Below are 17,658 nucleotides of genomic sequence, written 5' to 3'. Positions count from 1 at the left end.
AGGCGGAGAGACGGTGTCCGGTTTGCTGAATCGCGGGCCTTGTCGCTCACGGGAAGGAGGGCTGCCCGTCGCCCCGCTGGCGCAGGTCAACCCCCGTTCTACTCAGGGCACCCTTATTAGATTTCGGGAACGAATTCCGCCACACTGATGTTGTGAAAACCGTGGGTTTGCGGAAGAAAGACGAGAGGACCGGTCGCAAGGCCGGCGCCGCGTCGTCCGCTGCCGTCGTCACGGTCGGCGCCGAGGGACATCACACCCGCGCCGCGATCGTCCAGCTGCTGCTGGAGGAGGGGCCGATCACCGCGACGGCGATCGGCAACAAGCTGGGGCTCGCCCCGGCCGGGGTGCGCCGCCACTTGGACGCGCTCATCGATTCCGGGCAGGCGAGAGCCAGCCGATCCGCGCCGTGGCAGCAGAAGGGGCGCGGCCGTCCGGCCAAGCAATATCAGCTGACCGCGACCGGTCGCGGCAAGCTCGGGCACGCATACGACGACCTCGCGGGCGCGGCGATCCGCCAGCTCGGTGAGATCGGCGGCGACCAGGCGATCACCGACTTCGCGCGCAAACGGGCACGCACTATCGTGGCCGGGATCGAACCCGTCGGGGAGCACACCCCGGAGACCACCGAGGCCAAGGCCGAGGAGATCGCCGAGGCGTTCAACGACGCCGGGTTCGCCGCGACCACCCGCAAGGTGGGCACGGGCGTGCAGATCTGCCAGCATCACTGCCCGGTCGCGCACGTCGCCGAGGAATTCCCCCAGCTGTGCGCGGCCGAACTCGAGGCGTTCCGCGATCTGCTGGGCACCCATGTCCAGCGGCTCGCGACGATCGCCAACGGCGATTGCGCGTGCACCACGCACGTGCCGCTGCTCGCACTGCCGATTACCACTTCGAAAGCCGCACCCCAAGCCGCCGCACAGCCCGCGACGGTACGAACGAACGACTCCGGAAGGAGTGCCGAATGACGACGACCACCGACCAGGTGCAACCGCTCACCCAGGAAGAGACCATCGCCTCGCTGGGCAATTACGGTTACGGCTGGGCCGATTCGGATGAGGCCGGCGCCAGCGCGCAACGAGGTCTGTCCGAGGCTGTCGTCCGCGACATCTCGGCCAAGAAGAACGAGGAGCCGTGGATGCTCGAGCAGCGGCTGAAGGCGCTGCGCATCTTCGACCGCAAGCCGATGCCGAACTGGGGCTCCAACCTCGACGGTATTGATTTCGACAACATCAAGTACTTCGTGCGCTCGACCGAGAAGCAGGCCGAGAGCTGGGAAGACCTGCCCGAGGACATCAAGAACACCTACGACAAGCTGGGCATCCCCGAGGCGGAGAAGCAGCGGCTGGTCGCCGGCGTCGCCGCGCAGTACGAGTCCGAGGTCGTCTACCACCAGATCCGCGAGGACCTGGAGGCCCAGGGCGTGATCTTCCTGGACACCGACACCGGCCTGCGCGAGCACCCGGAGATCTTCCAGGAGTACTTCGGCTCGGTGATCCCCGCGGGCGACAACAAGTTCTCCGCGCTGAACACCGCGGTGTGGTCGGGCGGCTCGTTCATCTACGTGCCGCCGGGCGTGCACGTCGACATCCCGCTGCAGGCCTACTTCCGCATCAACACCGAGAACATGGGCCAATTCGAGCGGACCCTGATCATCGTCGACGAGGGCGCCTACGTGCACTACGTCGAAGGCTGCACCGCGCCGATCTACAAGTCCGACTCGCTGCACTCCGCGGTGGTCGAGATCATCGTGAAGAAGGGCGGCCGCTGCCGCTACACCACCATCCAGAACTGGTCGAACAACGTCTACAACCTGGTCACCAAGCGGGCCAAGGCCGAGGCGGGCGCGACCATGGAGTGGATCGACGGCAACATCGGTTCCAAGGTCACCATGAAGTACCCGGCGGTCTGGATGACCGGCGAGTACGCCAAGGGCGAGGTCCTCTCGGTTGCCTTCGCGGGCGAGGGCCAGCACCAGGACACCGGCGCGAAGATGCTGCACCTGGCGCCGCACACCTCCTCGACCATCGTGTCGAAGTCGGTGGCGCGCGGCGGTGGTCGCGCGTCCTACCGCGGCCTCGTGCAGGTCAACAAGGGCGCGCACGGCTCGAAGTCGACGGTGAAGTGCGATGCGCTGCTGGTCGACACGATCAGCCGCTCGGACACCTACCCGTACGTCGACATCCGCGAGGACGACGTCACCATGGGCCACGAGGCGACCGTCTCCAAGGTCTCCGAGGACCAGTTGTTCTACCTGATGAGCCGCGGCCTCACCGAGGACGAGGCGATGGCGATGGTGGTGCGCGGCTTCGTCGAGCCGATCGCCAAGGAACTCCCGATGGAGTACGCCCTCGAGCTCAATCGCCTGATCGAACTGCAGATGGAAGGAGCCGTCGGCTGATGGCCGTCGAGAACGTTGCCGTAGCCGCTGAGGCTCGTACTCCCGCGATCAACAAGGGCGAGGTCTTCACTTCGTTCGACGTGAACGCGTTCGAAGTTCCGCACGCCAAGGACGAGGCGTGGCGGTTCACCCCGCTGCGCCGCCTGCGCGGCCTGCACGACGGAACCGCCACGCGTGACGGCCGGACGCAGGTCGAGGTCGCGCCGGTCGAAGGCGTCACCGTGGAAACCGTCGAGCGTGCCGACGCCCGCCTCGGCGAGGCGGGCATCCCTTCGGATCGCGTCGCGGCGCAGGCGTACTCCGGTTTCGACCAGGCCACCGTCGTGTCGGTCGGCGCGGAAACCGAAGTGGCCGAGCCGATCACCGTCACCATCACCGGTCCGGGTGAGGGCAAGACCGCCTACGGCCACCTGCAGATCCGGCTCGGGAACTTCGCCGTCGCCACCGTCGTCATCGACCAGCGCGGCAGCGGAACCTACGCGGAGAATGTGGAATTCGTGCTCGGCGACAGCGCCAAGCTGATCGTAGTCGCGATTCAGGACTGGGCCGACGACGCCGTGCACGCCACGGCGCACCACGCGAAGCTGGGTCGCGACGCCACCCTGCGGCACACCTCGGTCACCCTCGGCGGCGACCTGGTGCGGCTCACCGGCACCGTGAAGTACGCAGGCCCCGGCGGCGACGCCGAACTGCTCGGCCTCTACTTCGCCGACGCGGGCCAGCACTTCGAGCAGCGCCTGCTCGTCGATCACGCTGTGCCGCACTGCAAGTCGAACGTGCTGTACAAGGGCGCCCTGCAAGGCGACCCGCATTCGCCGAAGGGCGATGCCCGCACGGTCTGGATCGGCGACGTGCTGATCCGCGCGGCCGCCGAGGGCACCGACACCTTCGAGGTGAACCGCAACCTGGTGCTCACCGACGGCGCCCGCGCCGACTCGGTGCCGAACCTCGAGATCGAGACCGGCGAGATCCTCGGCGCCGGGCACGCCTCGGCCACCGGCCGTTTCGACGACGAGCAGCTGTTCTACCTGCGCGCCCGCGGCATCCCCGAGGACGCCGCCCGCCGTCTGGTGGTGCGCGGCTTCTTCCACGAGATCATCCAGAAGATCGCGGTCCCCGAGGTCCGGGAGCGGCTCGAGACGGCCATCGAGGCCGAGCTCGCCGCGATCGGCGCCTGATCACCGAAACACTTACTTACCCCGCAAAGGAACTCCATGACCACCCTGGAAATCAAGGACCTGCACGTCGAGGTCGCCAACCCGGACGAGACCGGCGAGCCCATCAAGATCCTCAAGGGCGTGAACCTGACCGTGAAGTCGGGCGAGACGCACGCGATCATGGGCCCCAACGGCTCCGGCAAGTCGACCCTGTCCTACGCGATCGCGGGCCACCCGAAGTACACGGTGACCTCCGGCTCGATCACCCTCGACGGCGAGGACGTGCTCGAGATGTCGGTCGACGAGCGCGCGCGTGCCGGCCTGTTCCTGGCCATGCAGTACCCGGTCGAGGTGCCCGGCGTCTCGATGTCGAACTTCCTGCGCACCGCCGCCACCGCGGTCCGCGGCGAGGCCCCCAAGCTGCGCACCTGGGTCAAGGAGGTGAAGGAGTCGATGAACGAGCTCGAGATCGACGCCGCCTTCGCCGACCGCAGCGTGAACGAGGGCTTCTCCGGCGGTGAGAAGAAGCGCCACGAGATCCTGCAGCTGGGCCTGCTCAAGCCGAAGATCGCCATCCTGGACGAGACCGACTCCGGCCTGGACGTCGACGCGCTGCGCATCGTCTCCGAGGGCGTCAACCGCTACAGGGAGCGCGAGGACGGCGGCGTGCTGCTGATCACGCACTACACCCGCATCCTGCGCTACATCCAGCCGCAGTTCGTGCACGTCTTCGTCGGCGGCCGCATCGTCGCCGAGGGCGGCCCCGAGCTGGCCGAGGAACTCGACGCCAACGGCTACGTTCGTTTTACTCAGACCGCGACCGCTGGAGCCTGACATGACCGCTACGGTCCGCACCCTCGACGTCGCCCGCATCCGGGCCGACTTCCCGATCCTGAGCCGCACGGTTCGGGACGGGAAACCGTTGGTGTACCTGGACTCCGGCGCGACCTCGCAGCGGCCGCTCGCGGTGCTCGATGCGGAACGGCGGTTCCTGACCGAGAGCAATTCGGCGGTGCACCGCGGCGCGCACCAGCTGGCCGAGGAAGCGACCGACGCCTACGAGGGCGCCAGGGCCGACATCGGCCGGTTCGTCGGTGTCGACGCCGACGAGATCGTGTTCACCAAGAACGCGACCGAGTCGCTGAACCTGGTGACCTACGCGTTCGGCGACGACCGGTTCCCGTACCACGTCGGACCCGGCGACGAGATCGTCATCACCGAACTGGAGCACCACGCGAATCTCGTTCCGTGGCAGGAACTCGCGCGGCGCACCGGTGCGACGCTGAAGTGGTATGGCATCACCGACGACGGCCGGATCGATCTCGATTCGCTCGAATTGTCGCCCGCCACCAAGGTCGTCGCGTTCACGCACCAGTCGAACGTCACGGGCGCGGTCGCGAACGTGGCCGAAATGGTCCGCCGCGCCAAGGAAGTCGGCGCGCTCGTGGTGCTCGACGCCTGCCAGTCGGTGCCGCACATGCCGGTGAACTTCCGCGAGCTCGGTGTCGATTTCGCCGCGTTCTCCGGGCACAAGATGCTCGGACCGTCCGGCGTCGGAGTGCTCTACGGCCGTCGCGCGCTGCTCGAGGAGACCCCGCCGTTCATCACCGGCGGCTCGATGATCGAGACGGTCACCATGGAGGTGACCACCTACGCCCCGCCGCCGCAGCGGTTCGAAGCGGGCGTACCGATGACCTCGCAGGTGGTCGGATTGGGCGCCGCGGTGCGGTATCTCGAAGAGATCGGCATGGACGCCGTCGCCGCCCACGAGCACATGCTGGTCGGCGCCACGTTGGAGGGCCTCGGCGCGATCGACGGCGTGCGTATCGTCGGCCCGACCGAGAACGTGGAACGCGGTGGCGCGGTGTCCTTCGTGGTCGACGGCATCCACGCCCACGATGTCGGACAGATCCTGGACGACGAAGGCGTCGCGATTCGCGTCGGGCACCACTGCGCCTGGCCGCTGATGCGGCGGATGGGCGTTCCCGCCACCGCGCGGGCCTCGTTCGCGGTCTACAACACCCTCGACGAGGTGGACGCGCTGATCGCCGCGGTGCGGAAGGCTCAGAGCTTCTTCGGGGTTGCATAGATCATGCGCATGGAGCAGATGTACCAGGAAGTGATCCTGGACCACTACAAGCACCCGCATCACCGCGGGCTGCGGGAGCCGTACGGCGCCGAAGTGCACCACGTGAACCCGACCTGCGGTGACGAGGTGACCTTGCGCGTCCAGCTGAACGGCAACGGCGACGTCGCCGACGTCTCCTACGACGGTCAGGGCTGTTCGATCAGCCAGGCCGCCACGTCGATCCTCACCGACCAGGTGATCGGGTTGCCCGTGCAGCAGGCGCTGAAGGTCGTCGACGCCTACAACGAGATGATCTCCAGCCGCGGCACCGTCGAGGGCGACGAGGACATGATCGGCGACGGCATCGCGCTGGCCGGCGTGTCGAAGTACCCGGCGCGGGTCAAATGCGCACTGCTGGGCTGGATGGCGTTCAAGGACGCCGTGGTCCGGATAACCTCCGCGGAAGAGACCAAGCGCGCGATGGGCAGCGCCCTGCCGAAGAATGGGGAACGTCATGAGTGAGTCGACACCTGCGACGGAAACAGTCGAGCAGGTCGAGCTCTCGGCCGAGCAGATCAAGCATCTCGAGGACATCGAGGAGGCGATGCGCGACGTCGTCGACCCCGAACTCGGCATCAACGTCGTCGACCTCGGCCTGGTCTACGGCATCAAGGTCGAGAACGAGATCGCCAAGCTGGACATGACGCTGACCTCCGCGGCCTGCCCGCTCACCGACGTCATCGAGGACCAGTCCCGCAACGCCCTCGTCCGCAGCGGCTTGGTCGACGACCTCGAGATCACCTGGGTCTGGATGCCGCCGTGGGGTCCGGACAAGATCACCGAGGACGGCCGCGAGCAGCTGCGCGCCCTCGGCTTCACGGTGTAGGAATACCTGCGCCTTTCGCTGGCTGCCGTTCGATATCGGGCCCGGATCCGCGTGATCCGGGCCCGACCCGTATGCCCGCCCGTCCATTGTCCGACTTGCGTTTTGGACGAATTCGACGGCATCGGCGATGATTGTGCGACTCCGATAACGGAGCCGTTTCAAGAGAAAGATCTTCTATGAAATTCATGGGTAGGGTCGGCTTCGCCGTCGCGTTGACCGGCCTTGCGGTGGGGTCGGTTCTGGGTGCCGGGTCGGCGAACGCGTCGGGCTTGTACGGGGCGATCGCGGTGAGCGGTGGCTCGTGGACGTACGGGGTGAGCGCCAATGAGGCGGGCTTCGACGAAGCAAAGGCCGCGGCGATCGCCAACTGCGGCGCAGCCGACTGCGAGGTGCTCGCCTCGTGGGCGAACGGCTGCGGCGCGCTGGTGGAGAGCAACGAAGGGGTTGCCGCGGCGTCCGGTCCCAACCGGGCGGAGGCCGAGCGTGCCGCCTACCAGCGGCTCGCGGAGATCACCCCGACGGCGCAGCTCGCCAACGTCGGCTCCGCCAACCTGAGCGGTGCGCGGATCGTCGAGGTCGTCTGCACGTCGAACGCACGCTGATTCGTCGGTGAGATTGCGGGCCCGGATCCCCATGGGGGCCGGGCCCGCTCGCGTTTTTCGATCGGTGTGCGTTCGCAGATCGGGGATTTCGCTTCGCGAATATCGTGCGCGGAGCCGACGCATTTCTGAACTGCGCGGTCCCGCCGACCGAAAACCGCGGAATATCTGGACAATTCAGGGACGCTCGGCAAGGATCTCTCCGTCAACGCTTCTGAAACGGAGAGATTCTGTTGTCCGTGCTGCGCAAGTCGGCCCTGGCCGTCGCCGTGTCCTCCACTGCCGCCCTCGGGATCGTCGCCGCCGGTGCGGCCGACGCGGCGCCCAAGCTCTACGGCACCCTCGCGCTCTCGCCGAGCACCGGCAAAGTGGTGGCCGCGATGGACCACACCAGCCGCGTGCAGGCCGACGCGGCCGCCATCCGCGAGTGCGGTGTCTACGACTGCGATCTGGTGCTGAACATCGTCGACGGCTGCGGCGCCATCGCGCGCGGCGCCGACGGGCGCTTCGGCTGGGCTGCCGCGGGCTCCCGCGAGGAAGCCGAACGGATCGCGATCGCCTCCCTCGGCGAGAGCGCTCCGCCCTTCCCGGATCTCGGCAGCGCGTCGCCGCGCGCGGCGCAGGTCGCCGTGTCGGCGTGCACGAAGAACATCGCCTGACCTGACTTCTGGCGCGTCCGCCGCGGGCTCGAGCCGTCCCCTACCGCAGGGATCCGACGTCGACGGTCGGTCCGAGCGCCAGGCCGCCGGTGGCATCGATGTACTGTCCGGTCACCCATCGGGCGTCGTGCGAGGCGAGGAAGGCGACGACGTCGGCGATGTCATGTGGTTGGCCGACACGGTGGAACGCCGACCAGGCGGCGGCCTGTGCGTGCATCCGATCGTCGGCCAACCAGGCGGCGATGTCGGTTTCGACGATGCCGGGCTCGACGGAATTGACTGTGATTCCCCGGTTTCCGAGTTCGAGCGCCAGCGTGCGGCTCAGGCCGTTGAGGGCGGCCTTGGTCATGGAGTAGGCGATCGTCAGCGGTGTGGCCACCCGCGCCGCGGCCGACGAGATGTTGATGATCCGTCCGCCGTCGCGAAGTCGGCGCAGTCCCTGCTGGATGACGAAGAACGGCGCTTTGGCGTTGACCGCGAAGACGGCGTCGAAATCCTTCTCACTGACGCCTTCGATGGTGCTGTAGACGACCGTTCCCGCGTTGTTGACGATGATGTCCACCGCGCCGAGTCCGGTGGCGTCGAAGGCATCCCAGAGCGCCTCGGCGTCACCGGGAACGCCGAGTTCGACACCGAGCGGAAAGGCGATGCCGCCCTCGGCCTCGATCGTCGCGACGGTCTCGAGGGCGGCGGCTTCGTTGGTTCCGTAGTGCACAGCGACGGTGGCGCCGTCACGGGCGAGTCGTTGTGCGACGGCCTTGCCGATGCCTCGGCTGGCGCCGGTGACGAGTGCGATCTTGGTGTCCAGAGGTTTCATCGTTTCCCACCCAATCTTCTGTATCGGACATTCCAGAAGTGACGCTACGCGACTTCTGGAATGTTTGCTATATAATTGGGCGATGGCTTCGAAGCGCACCGGGCGACCACGCGAGTTCGATCGCGACCTCGCTCTGCGGCGCGCGATGGAGTTGTTCTGGGAACACGGCTACGAACCGACCACCCTCGCCGATCTGACCGAAGCCATGGGCATTGGCGCGGCCAGCCTGTACGCGGCCTTCGGGAGCAAAGAGCAACTCTTCGGCGAAGCGGTGCGGTTCTATTCGCGGGAGCACCGCGGATTCCTGGCACAAGCCTTACGTGAGGAGCCGACCTTGCGCGCCGGGCTCGCCCGCATGCTGCGTGAAGCCGCCGACGCGTACACCGTCCCGGGCTATCCGGCGGGTTGTCTGATCATCAGCGGTGCGGTCAATTGCGGTTCGGTGACGGTCAGCAATGGGCTCCGCGAGGAACGCGTCACCAGCCTGGAAGCGCTACGGGCGAGAATCGAATCCGGTATCGCGCGTGGCGAACTCGCCGAGAACGCGGACGCGCGAGTGCTGGCCGAGATGATCGGTGTGGTGATCCAGGGCATGGCCCAACAGGCTCGTGACGGTACCGACCGGGAAAGTTTGCGTACCGTCGCCGATCTGGTCGTGAACGCTTTGCCGTGGCGGGGCGGAGCCGGGCACGACGCATGAGCGTGGATTTCCGGCGCCATGGTTCTCCTGGCAACCCTGCTGTCAGGAAGTCGTTGCCGAACCGGAACGCTATCAGCGCGTGCCGTGGCACGGGACTGTGTCCGATTCGGCCCGCCTCATGGGCGACGAGGCGACGCCATGAACCGGCCCGAGCACGACGCCGCGGCTGTCGAGCAGGATCGTGACGTCAGCCCCCGGGCTTGCCTGGACACAGCTCCGTGTAGGCAACGTCGGGATTGGGGGAGACCCACTCCTCCCACTGCCTCTGGGTCGGATTCGCTACGAGCTTCTTGCACAGCTCTTCCTTCCAGACGGCGGGAGCGGGCAGCTCCCAGACCCCGCCGCCGACCCAGGACAACCCGCCGGGAACGGGCAAGTAGTCGGCGTTCGCCGTGACGAAGACGCGGCGCTGATCGGGACTGAATTCGATCTCGGTGCCCTCGCCGGTCGCCGTGGCGTCGACCGCGTCGCCGATCTGAGTCCGCGAGGCGACATCCCAGAACCGCACGGTCTTGTCCGGTGCGATCGAGACGAGGTAACGACCGTCGCTGTTGTAACTGAGAGCTTCAGGGGCAAGACCGCGGCCTGGGATCTGCGACCCGACAGGTTTGGCGTCTCGGGCATCGAACTCCTGGATGTAGTTGTAGTCGGCGATCGCGAGGCGCCGGCCATCGGGACTGATCGCCATGCTGGTGACGGCTGCGGGGGAGCGCACCTCGCCGAGCAACTGCTGTGTCGCGGTGTCCCAGATCCTGACCGAATCGAAACTTTGGGAATAGAGGCGTCGGCCGTCCTCGCTGAAGGCAACCCTCCCAACGAAGTACTTGTGACCTCCCATCGGCTCGCCGATTGGCCTGCTGTGTCTCCAGTCCCAGAGTCGAGCGGTGTTGTCGTCGCTCCCTATCGCGAGTGTCTGTCCGTCGGGGCTCAATGCCACACTGTCCACCTCGTCGTATGTCTTGATCACTTCGCCGTAAGGCTGCCCGTTCGAGGCGTCGAGGACGCGGAGTTCGTTGTCGCGTGACAGCACTGCCAGCCAGCGGTCATCGGCGCTGAAGTCGATCTTGCTCACGTCTCGAAGCGCCTCGGAGACCATGGCCGCACCGATCTGTCGACCGGTGTCGATGTCCAGCCATCGCATCGTGTTGTCGTTGAACACGACGAGTCGCGGTCCGCCCTTCGTGTTCACGAGCCAGTAGGTCCCGTGGCCTTCCGCCGCCTTGCTGCCCGCCATCTCGGCACTCAGTCCGGAACCGGGGGCGGTCCGCAATACCTGGACGGTGTCGGGGGAACCGGAAACAATGCGGTCGTCTCCAGGGGTGAACGCAATGTCCCAGACCGACATCTGAAGGGTGATCGGATCACCGATCGAATCACCGGTGCGCGCATCCCATAGGCGGACCGAGTGTTCCGTGCCTCCGGTGGCAATTCGTGTTCCGTCAGAGCTGAATGCCACCGACCAAATAGCCTTGAAGGTTCCGGTGGCAGGTCTTCCGATGGGGGCGCCGGTGTCGGCATTCCAGATCAATAGCGGCGCCTTGTCGTACGACAAGGCGCCATATCCGCCGGCGGCGACGATGTGGCCGTCCGGGCTGAACGCCACACTGCTCAAAAGGCCCACATCTTCGCCGCGCAGCGGTTCACCCTGTGGCGCTGCATTGTCGGCGTCCCACAGTCGGACGGTCTGGTCATCTCCGGCGGAGGCCAGGCGGCGCCCGTCCCGGCTGAATGCCAGCGCGTTCACGTCCCCAGTGTGTCCTCTCAGTGGGCTCGCGATCTGCTGGCTGGTCTGCACATCCCACAGCCGCAGATTGTCATTGCCGTCGATGGCGGCGACCCGTCGTCCGTCGGCGCTGACGGCGGCCTCGTCGACGTATTTTTCGCTGCCTATCATCGGCTGGCCGACGAACTGACGGCTGTCCGAGTCCCAGATACGGATCGCGAAATCTTCGCTTCCCATTGCGAGATACCGTCCATCAGGACTCATGGCGAATATGGCGAAGAACTGCGGGTCTGTGAACGGGTCCCCGATCGGTTCGCCGGTCTCGGTGTCCCACAACTGAATGCTAGACGCGGTGCGGGCGGCAATCCGCCGACCATCAGCGCTGACCTGTGCGCCGGCCACGTCCATTACCATGTCGACTCGCGGTTTCTCGTCCAGCACGCTCAGCAGCGCCCCGATCCCCTCCCTTTCCGACAAGCGATGCGCCGCAAGAGCTTTGACGACAACTTCCAGTTCGGTTCCCGGTCGGCCACCGCTGAGCATGGCCTGCACCTGTGAGGTCAGCCGCCCACTCAACGCGTCGCGGCTGCGGGCTTCTGCTTCGTGGCGTTTGGCGTCGGCCTCCTTGCTGGCGTGCACTGCCACCACGAGCGCGATCACCGCCACGAGCGCCACCGCCAGCGTCCCGGCGAGCACGGCGACGAGGACCCTCGCGCGGTGGCGCAGGGCCGCCGCATAGGCTTCCGCCTCTTCACGGCGCTGCTGCGCGTTCCGCAGCTCGGCCTCACGGCGTTGTCGCTCGGCGTCGGCGCGGGCGTCCTCATGCTCGCGTGATGCCGCGAGGAAGTCGGCGGCGTGTCGTACTCGGTCGCGGAACATGGTGGAGCCGGCCAGTTGCTCGGCCGTAGCCAGGCGCACGCCTTCGAACAGCCATTCCTGGCTGCGTCGATTGAGTTCCCAATCGGCGGCCGCGCGGTCGAGGCTGTCGGCGGCCTTCAGATCCTGGGCATGCTCGGACAGCCACGACGCCAGCGAGTCCCATTGCCGCAGCAGGCTTTCCAACGCAACTTCGACCACCGTCTCACCCCCGCGCTCGTCCTTGACGAGCAGCCGGCGGGTGACCATCGCATCGATCAGCTCGTGGCTGTCCGGTGGCAGCTCGTCCCAGCGCGCGACGCGGCGTGAGGGTGCGTCGGTGTCCTGATCGATCGTGGCGAGCCAGGGGATGAACGCACCGCGCAGCGTATCGAGCTGCTGGGCGCGCCGGTCGGGATTCGCGGCCAGCAACGTGTCGATCTCGGCTTCGACGATGCGTCGCATGCCGCCTATGGCCTCATAGTTGGCCAGGGTGAGCCGCCCGGCGCTGCCGTAGTCGAGGTACAGCCGCGACAGCATCAATGCCAGCAGCGGCAGGCTGTCCGCACCCCCGGTGGTGTCGTCCAGCAGCCGGGCCACCAGCGCGGCGTCCAGGCTCAGCCGCAACCCCGCCGCGGTGGCGCGGGCGGCGGGTCCAGTGATCACGTCCTTGTATTCGGTGACCGGCATCGGCTTCAGGTCGCCGAACTCCCGGGTGTGCACCGCGAGCAGCTCCGGTGCGTTCTGCAGCGACTCGTAGCGGTCGGCCCGGATGCTCATCGCCGCGATCAGCGGCAGATCATCGAGCGCTCCGGTCTGCAGCAGAGCGCCCAGCAGCGCCAGGAATGTGGCGGCCTCGGGGCCTGCGTCGGCGGAGAACAACTCCTCACCCTGGTCGATCGGCAACACCACGGTCGGCACGCCCGCGTCGCCTGCCGCCGCCAGCTGGGCCTCGCGTAACCACGTGGCGAGCCGGGCGGTGTCGGTGTCGTGGCAGGCGGCCTTGACATCGCCGAGCGCCGGGCCGCCCGGGCCTGCTTGCGCCCGCAGCCGGTAAATGGCTTCGGCCAGGCCCTGATCACCGGTCAACGCGGCGCGCTCGGGGCGCACGATCTCACACACCAGGAAGTTCGTGGGGTCCCGGCGTAGCCGGGGCAGCAGACCTGCGCGTAAGAACGACGACTTGCCGACACCGGAGGGGCCGAGGATCACGAACAGCCCTTCCACACCCGCGGCGCGCATCCCGCGCAACGTGTCCAGGCCGCGCAGGATCTGGGGGTCTCGTCCGAAGAACACCGCGGCGTCGACATCTTCCATCGATTGCCATCCGCGGTACGGCGCGCGTTGGGTGTCGTCGTCCGGCGGCCAGGGAAAGTACTCGGCGCCGATTCCCGCGTCGTGCAACCCGCGCAGGAGCCGCGCCAACCCGTCGGTGGCGAAGTGCACCGGTTCACCCGCATCGGACAAGACCGTGGTGACCTCGCCGTCACCGTCGGGGAACAGATCGCAGATCTGCCACTCGCGCACTCGCTCGCCCTGCGCCGCCGGATCGATGCGGGCGCAGAAGACGCGCTTGTTGAGAGATTCCGCGAGCCGGGCTTCGGCCAGGCACTCGTGCGAATTCTCCCAGTGCCGGGAGACGAGGCACAGGACCGCCTCGCAACGATCCACCGCGCGAGTCAGTTCGGACTTCCAGCGCACTCCCGGCGCAAACCCGGTGTCGGGGTCGATGTCCAGGAAGATCTGGCCTTTCAGGCTGGGCTCATTGTCGGTCAGCCACCGGAGGAGGGCCTGCGCGGCTGCGTTGTCCCGCCTGGAGTGGCTCAGGAACACGCGGTACATGCGCCGATACTGCTGCCGCGTGGCGACAGGGTCGCGAGTATTGGACTACTCGATTCTTGCGCGGTCGGGTTTCACAGGAGGACGGCGTCTGCGCAGAGGGTTTGGACATTTCCGATGCCGTGGACGATGATCTATCGTCGATAGTCTTTTTGCGGGGAGGAATTCCAATGTCTTTGTCGCGCAGTCTTTTCGTGGGCGCGATCGCCGCGGGCGCGGTGGTGGCCGGTGCGGGCCCGGCGCTGGCCGAGCAGGCGGAGCCGTGGGAGACCCGGCTCGGGGATCTCTACGGCGCCATGGCCATTTCGCGCAGCACCGGCGCGGTGTCCTACGCGGTGAACTACGCAAGCCTCGGGGCGGCCGACGCCGAAGCGATCGACGAGTGCGGCGCGCGGGACTGCCAGGTCGTCGTCCACTTCCGCAACGCATGCGGCGCCGTGGCGCAGGGCGCCGACGGACGCGTCGGCTGGGCGTGGGACACCACCAAGGGCGGGGCGGAGCGGGCCGCGATCCAGGTGCTCGGCCTCAGCGCCCCGCCGTTCCCCGATCTCGGCAGCGCCTCGCCGCGCCCGGCGAGCACCGTGCTCTCGGCCTGCACCTCGAACGTCGGCTGAGGTCGGCCCGACCCGGTTTGTTGTGCGAATCCTCGGGATGTCGGTTGCCGGATCGTGATCTTGTTGACAATCATGGAGGCGTGCAGCTTTCCGACGGTGTGATCACGCTGCGGCCGATCGAGGTGTCCGATGCGGAGGCGCATCTGGCCGGTGAGGACCGTGAGCTGGTGCGCTGGCTCGACGGAGGCCGCGGCTCGCTGGAGAGCGTGACCGCGTACTTCGAGGAGTGCGCGGCGAACTGGGCGGCGCAGGGGCCGCAGCGCACGTTCGCGATAACCAGGAACGACACCCTCGTCGGCACCCTGGATATCCAGATCGGTCGGCCCTTTCTGGCCGCGGGGCGGGCCGACCTGACCTACGGCATCTATCCGATGTGGCGCGGCCATGGCTTCGCCACCAAGGCGGTCGTCCTCGGGTGCCGGTACCTGGCCCGTACGGGTCTGGCCGAGGAAGTGGTGCTCCGGATCGATCCTGTGAACGCCGATGCGGTGGGCGTCGCCCGCCGGGCCAGGTTCCACTACCTGCGCAGCAGCGACGAACCCGGCGAGGGCCCGCTCGACTGGTACATCCAGGCCCTCTGAGCGGCGGCTATCGACGCAACGCCTTGCGCGCCAGCCAGTTGCCGAGGAACTGGATGCCCTGCACCCCCGCGATGATGATCAGCGTGGCGACCAGGGTGACCTGCCAGTCGAAGCGCTGGTACCCGTACACCAGGGCGAAATCGCCGAGCCCGCCGCCGCCGACGATGCCGGCCATCGCGGACATGTCGACGATGGCGATCACCACGAAGGTGTAGCCGAGCACCAGCGGGCCAAGCGCCTCGGGGATGAGCAGCGTCAGAATGATGCGCAGCGGTCCCGCGCCCACCGCTCGCGCCGCCTCGATCACGCCGGGATCGACGGTGACGAGGTTCTGTTCCACGATGCGGGCGATGCCGAACGAGGCCGCCACGATCATCACGAAGGCGGCCGCCTCGGTGCCGATCGTCGTGCCGACCACCTCCAGCGTCACCGGTCCCAGTGCCGCGAGCAGGATGATGAACGGGATCGGCCGCACCACGTTCACCAGCACGTTGAGCAGCACGTTGACCGGCGCGTTGGCGAGCAGGCCGCCCTTGCGTGTGGTGTACAGGGCGGTGCCGAGGAACAGCCCGATCAGCCCGCCGATCAGGAAGGTGATCGACACGAGATAGATGGTGGTGCCGATCGCCTCGGACAGCACCGGACGCAGTTTCTCCCAATCCGTGTGCACCGTCGTTACCGCCGCTCCAGTTCGTCGATCACCTTCGCCACCGCGTCGTCCGGCCCGTGCAGGGCCAGCGTGACGCTGCCGAAGGTCTTGTCCTGCAAGGTGCCGACCCCGCCGTACACCACCTCGAATCGCACGTCGGCGTGCGCGGCGAGCGCCAGCGCGTCGCCGAGGCCGCGGTCGTCGTCGACGTCGACGGTCACCAGGGTGCCGCCGTGGCGTTCCCGCAGCGTGGCCAATTCGCCGGGATCGGGCCGGTTGTGCAGCACGGTGCCGACGAACGACTTGGTCGGCGCCGCCTGCGGCGTCGCGAAGACGTCGAAGGTCTCGGCCAGCTCGACGATCCGGCCGTCCGCGAGCACGGCGACCCGGTCGGCCACCGCGCGGATGACGTCCATCTCGTGCGTGATCACCACGATGGTGACGCCGAGTTCACGATTGATCTTCCGCAACAGCCGCAGCACCTCGCCGGTGGTCTCCGGGTCAAGCGCCGAAGTGGCCTCGTCGGCGAGCAGCAGCGCGGGCGAGGTCGCCAGCGCCCGCGCGATGCCGACCCGCTGCTTCTGGCCGCCGGAGAGCTGATCGGGGTAGCTGCGCGCCTTCTCCGACAGGCCGACGAACTCGAGCAGTTCGGCCACCCGCGCCTTGCGCTCGGCGCGCGGCCTGCCCGCGACCTTCAACGGGTACTCCACATTGCCCGCGACGGTCCGCGACCGGAACAGGTTGAACTGCTGGAACACCATGCCGATATCGCGCCTGATCTGCCGCACCCGGGACTCGGGCACGCCGGTGATCGGCGTACCCGAGACCAGAATGGTGCCGCTTGTCGGCTTCTCCAGCGCGTTGATCAGGCGCACCAGCGTGCTCTTGCCCGCGCCGGAATAGCCGATCACACCGAAGATCTCGCCGCGCTCGATGCGCAGGTCGATACCGTCGAGCGCGACCTGGCTGTCGGCGCCCTTGCCGAAAACCTTGGTGACCCCGCGGAATTCGACCGCGCTCACTTGCCGTCGCGGATGGTCTGCTGCACCCGCTGCAGGATCTGCTCCAACTCGGGCGCGCCGCGCGTCACCGCCACCGCGGTGTTCTTGGTCGACGCCGCGTGCGCCGCCTGCACTTCCGGATCCTTCCAGACGTCGACGATCTGCTTGTAGAGCGGGTTGTCCTTGTCCTCGGCCCTGGTGACGATCACGTTGATGTACGGCTCGGCCGCCGGATTCTTCGGATCGTCCTTGTACAGCGCCGAATTCGGGTCGATGCCGGAGCGCTCCAGGAAGGTGTTGTTGATGATCGAGCCGTCCGTCGAGGCCAGCGACAGCGCCGTCTGTGCCGCATCGACCGGTGTCACGGTGACCTTCGAGGCGGCCTTGTCGATGTCGGCGGGGGAGGGCTGGCGGCTGTCGCCGGACAGTTTCAGCAGCCCGGCCGCCTGGAGCACGAACAGCGCCCGCGCCTGATTGGTCGGGTCGTTCGGAATGGCGATCTGGCCGCCCTGCGGGATGTCGGCCAGTGATCTGTGCTTCTTCGAGTACAGGCCGAGCGGCACGATGTAGGTGGAGCCGATCGGGGTCAGCGTGTCGTTGTTGGACACGTTGTACTGGCCGAGGAACTGCAGGTGCTGGAACAGGTTGACATCGATCTGGCGTTGCGCGAGCGCGAGATTCGGCTGCTGGTAATCGGAGAAGTTGGTGATCCGCAGGGTGATGCCCTGGTCCTTCGCCTTGCGCTCGAAGACGTCCCAGACCTGGTCCCGGTCGGTGGTGCCGATGCGGACCACCTTGCCGGAGGACGCCTCGTCGGTGCCGCACGCCGTCAGGGTGAGGGCCGCGGTTGCTACCAGGACCGGGATCGCCAGTACCCGATGGAATTTCACTCGTGCTCCCGAAATGCTCGTCGCGAGGGGGCGGGACCGCGCGTTCGCACCGTCCCGCCTTTTTCTGAACCCGGCAATCCAAGCGGTGCGCCCGGCGCGGCGACAAGAATTTCGATAGTGGTGAGCGGAACCCTCGCGGAGAATTGGACGATCGTCTAGTTTGCCTGCAAGGTGAATGCTGCGCCGTGTGCGGTCTCGTGCGGTGGGGGAAGGAAGGGGGGG

17 protein-coding genes are annotated in these 17,658 nt (G+C 67.4%); 12 read left to right on the top strand and 5 right to left on the bottom strand.

Annotation, left to right across the window (positions count from 1 at the left end):
- Window positions 1-152: 152 nt before the first annotated feature.
- From AC3ERS_RS30640 to AC3ERS_RS30600, 9 genes are all read left to right on the top strand, one after another.
- Window positions 153-965: a helix-turn-helix transcriptional regulator gene (locus tag AC3ERS_RS30640; RefSeq protein WP_431971612.1), complete on the top strand. Its 813-nt coding sequence runs from the start codon at window positions 153-155 to the stop codon at window positions 963-965.
- Window positions 962-2,398, top strand: coding sequence for a Fe-S cluster assembly protein SufB (sufB, locus tag AC3ERS_RS30635; protein ID WP_431971611.1), 1,437 nt, complete (start codon window positions 962-964; stop codon window positions 2,396-2,398). The genes AC3ERS_RS30640 and sufB overlap by 4 nt, the downstream gene beginning before the upstream one ends.
- Window positions 2,398-3,576, top strand: coding sequence for a Fe-S cluster assembly protein SufD (gene sufD, locus AC3ERS_RS30630; protein WP_431971610.1), 1,179 nt, complete (start codon window positions 2,398-2,400; stop codon window positions 3,574-3,576). Before sufB ends, sufD begins: the two co-directional genes overlap by 1 nt.
- A 36-nt stretch (window positions 3,577-3,612) precedes the next feature.
- Window positions 3,613-4,389 carry a Fe-S cluster assembly ATPase SufC gene (gene sufC / locus AC3ERS_RS30625; RefSeq protein ID WP_431971609.1) on the top strand — a complete coding sequence of 259 codons (777 nt, stop codon included), beginning with the start codon at window positions 3,613-3,615 and terminating at the stop codon, window positions 4,387-4,389.
- Window position 4,390: 1 nt separating this feature from the next.
- Entirely contained in the window at window positions 4,391-5,644 is a 1,254-nt protein-coding gene (locus AC3ERS_RS30620; protein WP_431971608.1) for a cysteine desulfurase, read from the top strand.
- A 3-nt stretch (window positions 5,645-5,647) separates the two neighbouring features.
- Window positions 5,648-6,145, top strand: a complete 498-nt coding sequence (gene sufU / locus AC3ERS_RS30615) for a Fe-S cluster assembly sulfur transfer protein SufU (protein WP_431971607.1) — start codon at window positions 5,648-5,650, stop codon at window positions 6,143-6,145.
- Window positions 6,138-6,509 (top strand): metal-sulfur cluster assembly factor, encoded by a 372-nt coding sequence (locus tag AC3ERS_RS30610; RefSeq protein ID WP_431971606.1) that lies wholly within the window; start codon window positions 6,138-6,140, stop codon window positions 6,507-6,509. The genes sufU and AC3ERS_RS30610 overlap by 8 nt, the downstream gene beginning before the upstream one ends.
- A 176-nt stretch (window positions 6,510-6,685) precedes the next feature.
- Window positions 6,686-7,111 (top strand): DUF4189 domain-containing protein, encoded by a 426-nt coding sequence (locus AC3ERS_RS30605; RefSeq protein WP_431971605.1) that lies wholly within the window; start codon window positions 6,686-6,688, stop codon window positions 7,109-7,111.
- Window positions 7,112-7,347: 236 nt separating this feature from the next.
- On the top strand, window positions 7,348-7,767 hold the full coding sequence (locus AC3ERS_RS30600; RefSeq protein ID WP_431971604.1) for a DUF4189 domain-containing protein: 420 nt from the start codon (window positions 7,348-7,350) through the stop codon (window positions 7,765-7,767).
- A 40-nt stretch (window positions 7,768-7,807) separates the two neighbouring features.
- Here AC3ERS_RS30600 and AC3ERS_RS30595 read toward each other — a convergent pair whose 3' ends face one another.
- A complete protein-coding gene (locus AC3ERS_RS30595) occupies window positions 7,808-8,683 on the bottom strand; it encodes an SDR family oxidoreductase (RefSeq protein ID WP_431971603.1) in 876 nt (291 codons plus the stop codon).
- On the opposite strand from AC3ERS_RS30595, the gene AC3ERS_RS30590 reads away from it, so the two are divergent.
- Window positions 8,667-9,284, top strand: a complete 618-nt coding sequence (locus tag AC3ERS_RS30590) for a TetR/AcrR family transcriptional regulator (RefSeq protein WP_431971602.1) — start codon at window positions 8,667-8,669, stop codon at window positions 9,282-9,284. The two genes, AC3ERS_RS30595 and AC3ERS_RS30590, sit on opposite strands and share 17 nt — an antisense overlap.
- A 187-nt stretch (window positions 9,285-9,471) precedes the next feature.
- Here AC3ERS_RS30590 and AC3ERS_RS30585 read toward each other — a convergent pair whose 3' ends face one another.
- Window positions 9,472-13,704 (bottom strand): nSTAND1 domain-containing NTPase, encoded by a 4,233-nt coding sequence (locus AC3ERS_RS30585; protein WP_431971601.1) that lies wholly within the window; start codon window positions 13,702-13,704, stop codon window positions 9,472-9,474.
- Between the two features lie 167 nt (window positions 13,705-13,871).
- Here AC3ERS_RS30585 and AC3ERS_RS30580 point away from each other — a divergent pair, with 167 nt between their 5' ends.
- Window positions 13,872-14,315 carry a DUF4189 domain-containing protein gene (locus tag AC3ERS_RS30580; protein ID WP_431971600.1) on the top strand — a complete coding sequence of 148 codons (444 nt, stop codon included), beginning with the start codon at window positions 13,872-13,874 and terminating at the stop codon, window positions 14,313-14,315.
- An 80-nt stretch (window positions 14,316-14,395) separates the two neighbouring features.
- Window positions 14,396-14,896 (top strand): GNAT family N-acetyltransferase, encoded by a 501-nt coding sequence (locus AC3ERS_RS30575; RefSeq protein WP_431971599.1) that lies wholly within the window; start codon window positions 14,396-14,398, stop codon window positions 14,894-14,896.
- 7 nt (window positions 14,897-14,903) lie between these two features.
- Here AC3ERS_RS30575 and AC3ERS_RS30570 read toward each other — a convergent pair whose 3' ends face one another.
- The 3 genes from AC3ERS_RS30570 to AC3ERS_RS30560 are packed head-to-tail and all read right to left on the bottom strand — an operon-like array spanning window position 14,904 to window position 17,436.
- Window positions 14,904-15,566 (bottom strand): methionine ABC transporter permease, encoded by a 663-nt coding sequence (locus AC3ERS_RS30570; RefSeq protein WP_431971598.1) that lies wholly within the window; start codon window positions 15,564-15,566, stop codon window positions 14,904-14,906.
- A 5-nt stretch (window positions 15,567-15,571) separates the two neighbouring features.
- Window positions 15,572-16,567 carry a methionine ABC transporter ATP-binding protein gene (locus tag AC3ERS_RS30565; RefSeq protein WP_431971597.1) on the bottom strand — a complete coding sequence of 332 codons (996 nt, stop codon included), beginning with the start codon at window positions 16,565-16,567 and terminating at the stop codon, window positions 15,572-15,574.
- Window positions 16,564-17,436, bottom strand: a complete 873-nt coding sequence (locus tag AC3ERS_RS30560) for a MetQ/NlpA family ABC transporter substrate-binding protein (protein ID WP_431971596.1) — start codon at window positions 17,434-17,436, stop codon at window positions 16,564-16,566. Before AC3ERS_RS30560 ends, AC3ERS_RS30565 begins: the two co-directional genes overlap by 4 nt.
- Window positions 17,437-17,658 lie beyond the last annotated feature (222 nt).

This window comes from Nocardia sp. bgisy134 (assembly GCF_057708325.1).
Note: the sequence above shows the minus strand (reverse complement) of the source record. Positions and strands in the feature narration are given on the sequence as shown.